Annotated in this window: 5 protein-coding genes; 3 read left to right on the forward strand and 2 right to left on the reverse strand. The window is 62.8% G+C overall.

Translation table 11 applies throughout. The features are described 5' to 3' along the window. Positions 1-15: 15 nt before the first annotated feature. Positions 16-1230, reverse strand: a complete 1215-nt coding sequence (locus HWE17_RS28130) for an ABC transporter substrate-binding protein (RefSeq protein WP_099402355.1) — start codon at positions 1228-1230, stop codon at positions 16-18. A gap of 124 nt (positions 1231-1354) precedes the next feature. Here HWE17_RS28130 and HWE17_RS28135 point away from each other — a divergent pair, with 124 nt between their 5' ends. The 3 genes from HWE17_RS28135 to HWE17_RS28145 all read left to right on the forward strand — a co-directional run bounded on the left by HWE17_RS28135 (position 1355) and on the right by HWE17_RS28145 (position 4833). After that, positions 1355-2272 (forward strand): LysR family transcriptional regulator, encoded by a 918-nt coding sequence (locus tag HWE17_RS28135; RefSeq protein WP_176391074.1) that lies wholly within the window; start codon positions 1355-1357, stop codon positions 2270-2272. A gap of 50 nt (positions 2273-2322) precedes the next feature. Then, entirely contained in the window at positions 2323-2853 is a 531-nt protein-coding gene (locus HWE17_RS28140) for an isochorismatase family protein (RefSeq protein ID WP_035817858.1), read from the forward strand. Positions 2854-2961: 108 nt separating this feature from the next. Continuing rightward, a complete protein-coding gene (locus HWE17_RS28145) occupies positions 2962-4833 on the forward strand; it encodes a hypothetical protein (protein ID WP_217916923.1) in 1872 nt (623 codons plus the stop codon). 6 nt (positions 4834-4839) lie between these two features. Here HWE17_RS28145 and HWE17_RS28150 read toward each other — a convergent pair whose 3' ends face one another. Further along, complete coding sequence (locus HWE17_RS28150; protein WP_176391075.1) at positions 4840-6003, reverse strand: DUF1624 domain-containing protein; 1164 nt, start codon at positions 6001-6003, stop codon at positions 4840-4842. Positions 6004-6015 lie beyond the last annotated feature (12 nt).

Genomic DNA, 6015 nt, shown 5'->3' on the forward strand with positions numbered 1-6015 from the left:
CGTTAGGGGTGAAAATTATTTTTTAACGAGGTTGCAAGCCGCCGCATCCATAGTCTTGAACGCCTGGTCGGCGGGGATAGTCGACAGCACTTTCAGGTAGTCCCACGCGCCTTTCGATTCGGCCGGGGTTTTCACCTGCACCAGGTACATGTCGTGGATCACGCGGCCGTCGGGGCGGATCGAGGCGTTGTTCATGACGGCGTCCTTGATCGGCAGTTCGCGCATTTTCTGGGCGACGATCTTCGAATCGTCGCTTTTCGCCGCGGCCACCGATTTCAGGTAGTGGTAGACGCTCGAATACACGCCCGCCTGCACCATGGTCGGCTTGGCGCCCTTGTTGAGCGCCTCGAAACGCTTGGCGAACGCGCGGCTGCGGTCGTCGTAATCCCAGTAAAAACCGTCCGCGTAGACGAGGCCCTGTGCCGTTTCCAGGCCCAGCGCGTGCACGTCGGACAGGAACACGAGCAAGGCGGCCAGGCGCTGGTCCTTGCCGCTGCCGATACGGAATTCGCGCGCCTGCTTTATGGCGGAGACGGTGTCCGCCCCACCATTGGCCAGGCCGATCACCTGCGCTTTCGAGCCTTGCGCCTGCACCAGGAAGGACGAGAAATCCGAGGCGTTCAATGGATGGCGCACGGCGCCCAGCACCGTGCCGCCATTGCGCTTGACGACGTCGCTGGCGTCTTTTTCCAGCGAGTGGCCGAACGCGTAATCGACGGTGACGAAGTACCACGACTTTTGTCCCAGTTTCGTCAATGCCGCCGCCGTGCCGGCCGCCTGCGAATACGTGTCGAACATCCAGTGGAAGCCGTTCGGCGAGCAGTCTTCATTGGTCAACCGACCCGTGGCCGGGCCGCTGAACATGGCGATGCCGCCCTTCTCTTTCATCAGCTTTTGCACGGACAGGGCCACCGAGGAATTGGTCAGATCGGCGATGGCGTCGACCTTGTCGCGGTCTATCCATTCGCGCGCCTTGGAGGCGGCGATGTCGGCCTTGTTCAAGTGGTCGGCCGAGACGATTTCGATCTTCATGCCCTTGCATTCGGCCTTCAGACAATCCTCGACGGCCATCTGGCTGGCGACGACGGAGCCGCGCCCGCCCATGGCCGAATAGGGGCCGGACATGTCGGTCAGGATGCCGACCTTGACGACGCCATCGGAAATCTGCGCCTGCGCGCCAAAGGACAGGGTAAGCGCCAGCGCGCCCATGGCCAGAACGGTTTTTTTCATGCGTGTCTCCTGAGGGGTGAGGGTTTTTCTTATATGTATATCTGCATTCTGCATGTGTAAAAATATGCACTCAAGTGAAATTAATGCATAATTCCTTTGCAAAAATGCACAGAGAGGATCAGCCATGCTCGATTGGGACAATGTACGGGTCTTCCTGGAACTGACGCGCAGCGCCGGCCTCGTCGATGCGGCGAAAAAGCTGGGCATCGACCATTCCACCGTGTCGCGGCGCATGCGCAAGTTCGAGGAGCAGGTGGGCACGCAGCTGTTCGACCGCAATTACGTGGGCTACCAGCTGACGCCCGAAGGCCACCGCCTGATGGAATACGCGGAAACCATGGAAAGCACGGTGTTTGCCGCCACCGAGGAATTGGGCGAACACAACCGTCTGCTGTCGGGCCAGGTGCGCCTTGGCGCCACGGAAGGCTTCGGCGCCATCGTGCTGGCGCCCCACCTGGCGCAGTTTTGCGGGCGATACCCGCACATCAGCGTTGACCTGATCGCCGTGCCCCGCTTCGTCAGCCTGTCCAAGCGCGAGGCGGACGTGGCCATTTCCATCGAGCGCCCCTTGTCCGGCCCGTACGTGGTGACGAAGCTGTCCGACTACCGATTAAAACTGTACGCCACGCCAGCCTACCTGGCGCGCCACGCGCCGATCACCAGCGTGGCGCAACTGGCGCAGCACCCGATCATCGGCTACGTGGACGATCTGGTCTTCAGTTCGGAACTGCGCTACATGGACAACGTGGCGCCCGATTCCCTGCGCGCGTTTCGCAGCACCAGCGTGATCGCCCAGTACCACGCGGCGCGCGCGGGCCAGGCGCTGGCGATTTTGCCCTGCTTCGTGGCGCAGCAGTCGAACGAACTGGTGCCCGTGCTCGAAGGCGAGATCGACCTGCTGCGCGCTTTCTGGATGATTTCACCGAGCGAGCGGCGCAACATCGCCCGGGTCAGCGCCCTGTGGAATTACCTGCGCAGCGCCATCGACCTCAATCACGCCTACCTGATGGGCGAAACGGCCACGCCCAGCTGGCCAACTTGAGCACACTGCGGCGCGCTACACTGTCGCCACATACTAATAAGGAGAACGCCATGCTGATGGATGCGAACCAGGCCGTGCTGGTCATTGTCGACCTGCAAGGCCGCTTGATGCCGGCCATCCACGATGCGGGCCTGGTGCTGGCGCAAAACCTGCGCCTGGCAAAGATTGCCCGCCTGCTCGACGTGCCCGTGCTGGGCACGGAACAGAACCGGCAAGGGCTTGGGCCGAACGTGGAAGAGATCGCCGCCCTGTGCGAACGGACCTTGCACAAGACGCATTTCGGCGCCTGTTTTGATGGCTTGCAGGAGATGCTGCCGCCAGGGCGCAAACAGATCGTCGTCACGGGGTGCGAAGCCCATGTGTGCATGCTGCAGACGGCCATCGGCTTGCTGGAACTGGGCTACGAGGTCATCATCGCCATCGATGCCGTCGGGTCGCGCCAGGCCGCCAGCCGCGACGCGGCGCTGGCCCGCCTGGGCAAGCTCGGCGCCCATCTGGTGACGGTGGAGATGCTGGCCTTTGAATGGTTGCGCGACTGCAAGCATCCGCGTTTCCGCGAAGTGCTGGCACTGATTAAATAGCTGGCCCGCCTTTAATCCAGATCAAGTCCATCGGCCATTCATTTGCTAGCTTGGTAACAGCGCCGCCATTCCGAGCGGCGCGCCGTCCACATCAGCAAGGGAGCCATCATGGCCTACATCCTGCGGGGCAAGCTGTGCGGCCTGATCTGTGCCGAGTGTCCTGAAGCCTTATCCCACGTCATCGTGCGCCTGTACCGGCCGCGCGAGTCGCAAAACGTCACGGCCCTGGCTGTGGCCAGCGCCAAGGAAACCTTCGCCATCCTCACGGATGAAGAGGTGCAGGCGAAAGCGCCTTTCCTGCTGGCCGAAGCACGCACGGATGACGACGGCAATTACAGTTTCACTTTGGACGACGATTACCAGGGCGAGGCCGTCGAAGTCGACGTCCTGTGCCCTACCGTGCCGCAATTGAAACCGGGGCCGAAAGACCCGGTGCCGCTGCAGTTTTCCATCACCACCATCCAGCCCCGCTGGCGCCAGATCGACAATGATTTTCTCGCCATCTGGGACTATTGCCTGCCGCAACGCTTCTGGTGCCTGGTGCGCGCCCGCTTCGGCGCCTGGACCATCTGCGGCCGATTGCGCACCTGCGACGCTCCCCACGCGCCGATCGCCGGCGCAACAGTGCGGGCGTTCGACGCCGACTGGCTGCAAGACGACGCGCTGGGCCAGGCCGTCACGGACGCCAGCGGGCGCTTCCGCATCGATTACCTGACGTCGGACTTCACCTTGACGCCCTTCTCGCCGTTCATCAACGTGGAGTTCGCCAGCGGACCCGACGTGTATTTCACGGCGCAGCTGGGCAGCGTGACCATCCTGTCGGAAACGCAAGCCAACGGCCGCCAGCCGGGTCGCGAAAACGTGGGTCACTGTTTCTGCGTGGAATTGTGCTCGAGGGAAGTCTTGCCGCCCGACGTGGAAGGCGTGCCCCACTGGCAGCAAGTGGAAATCTTCGACATCCACCCGTTTCCCTCGCTGGCCGGCTTTTCCGCGCAAGGCTATGCGGGCGGCCCCGGCGCCTCGTATGTATTCGCCGGCGGTGTCACCCTGAAGGGCAATTGCCCGCTGCGCAACAGCGCCATTCCCACCAACCCGCTTGAATACCGCTTTCTCATCGGCGAATGGTCCTGGCCAGGCGGCAGCGACGACCCGGCAGCCATCCCTTCGGTCGCGCCCGCCAGCCTGGCGCCGTTGACGCAAATCATCGGCACGCACGTCGGCTATGTGTTTTATACGAATGGACTGGGCCTCGGCGATTCGGCGCCCGTCATCATCGATGCGGGCGACTTGAAACCGGGTGGCTGGATACGGGTGGACGGCAAGCCCGTCACCGTGGACATGCGCGACGGCACGACGGCCGTCGTCAATGTGGCGCCCAACATCTTCCTGCGCACGTTCGACTTGCTGACCGTGAATACGCCGGCCATCACCAGCCTGCATCCGGCCAAGCTGCCGGGCGGCTTGCCCATCCTCGACGCTGGCCGCAGCCTGAGCGCAGCCGAAAGCGAACCGATACGCCGCTACCGCCTGGGCTTCGAGGTGCGCGACGGCATCAGCCTGGCGCTGGTGGCCACGGACGGGCTCGATTCCATCGTCTTCGACAACTCGCCCGTCATCGTGGCGCTGGACCTGGAAGAGCTGCGCAGCAATGCCTGCAATCCCATCGCGGGCGGCCTCGTGCATATCCTGTACACGATCGACCATCCGCATCTGCGCTTTTTCAATATCACGATTTCCAACAACAACGGCATCACGCACCCGCCGCCACCGCTGCCGGCCGCCACATTCACCCCACCGCCACCACCGAGCAATTACCTGTTCCGCGGCGGCGCGGGCGGGCCGCATTTATCGGGCAACAACGGCGGCTTCCCCGTCAACGTGGCGCTCGATCCACCGTGCGCCTACCGGGTGGCCATCGGTTGGCAGACGCGGCATTACCTGGCGTCGGCGCACAGCATTGACCGCCTCTACTGCAAGTAGGCGAGCTTAGAAGTAGCGCACCCACGCCTGCTTCGACGTGCGCTTGTAATTGGCAAACGCGCGGCAAGGGAAATACAGCACGGGCATCAGGGCCAGCGCAATCAGCCAGACTTGCCAGATGTGCTCGACGTCATAGCGGGCGCCGTGATTGGCGCCCAGCACGGCCGTCAAGGTAGTGCCGATGAGCAGTAACAGATACAGGTGCAGCAGATAGTAAAACATGGGCGCGCCGCCAAAGGTGGCGCAGGCCCGCGTGAACCAGTTATCGACGCTTTCCAGCCAGGCCATGCCCAGCAAGCCCAGGCCCAGGGTGAACAGCAGGAAGTCCAGCGACGGCGGATATTTGGTGAAGTTCATCACGCTCATGGCCGTGCGCAAGGCCGTGTCGCCCGCCACCCATGGCAGGGTTTCGCCATAAATATTAAAGCCGCGCAGCACGGCCAGCAGCAGCAAGCTGCCACCGCCCAGCGCCAGCAGCAGGCGCCGACGTCCTTCGGCGGACACCCCGCGCGCATACAGGGGCCCGGCCGCATAGCCGAGCACGATCACGCCTATCCACGGCAGCAGCGGATAGCTGACCTTGATTTTCATGGCGCCATCAGCGACCAGATAACCGCGTTGCAGCAACACCGTCAGCAGATAGTAGCCAAGGCTGCCCTCTTCCGCGTGCAGCCAGGTAAACAAATGCTGTCCCGCGATGATCGCCACGCCCAGCACGACCAGCACTTTCAACGGGAGTTTATGCAGCACGGCCAGCGCCATCATGGCCAGGCCGATGACCCAGATCACCTGCAGATACAGGATCGCCGGCGTGAAAGTACCCATCCAGGCAAAGTTGACGAACACCAGTTCCAGCACGACCAGCAGCAAGCCCCGCTTGAACAAAAAACCGGTAGCGCCGCGCGGACCGGCGGCCGGATGCGCGTACAACCAGGCGGACAAGCCCGTCAAAAAGACAAACATGGGCGCACACACGTGGGCGGCCAGGCGCGTGAAGAATAGTGCCGGATCGACGTGGGCCGCATCCATGGGGTCGCTGACCTGGTGGTGCAGAAAGAATGTTTCGCGCACATGGTCGAACAGCATGATCAGCATGACGAGGCCGCGCATGACGTCGATGACGGCGATGCGGGCGCGCAGGGTGGCGGGGGAAGTCAGGGAGGCAGTCATTTATTCATTTTT

The sequence above is a fragment of the Janthinobacterium sp. BJB401 genome (assembly GCF_013372745.1).
GTDB classification, from domain to species: Bacteria; Pseudomonadota; Gammaproteobacteria; order Burkholderiales; family Burkholderiaceae_D; genus Janthinobacterium; species Janthinobacterium rivuli.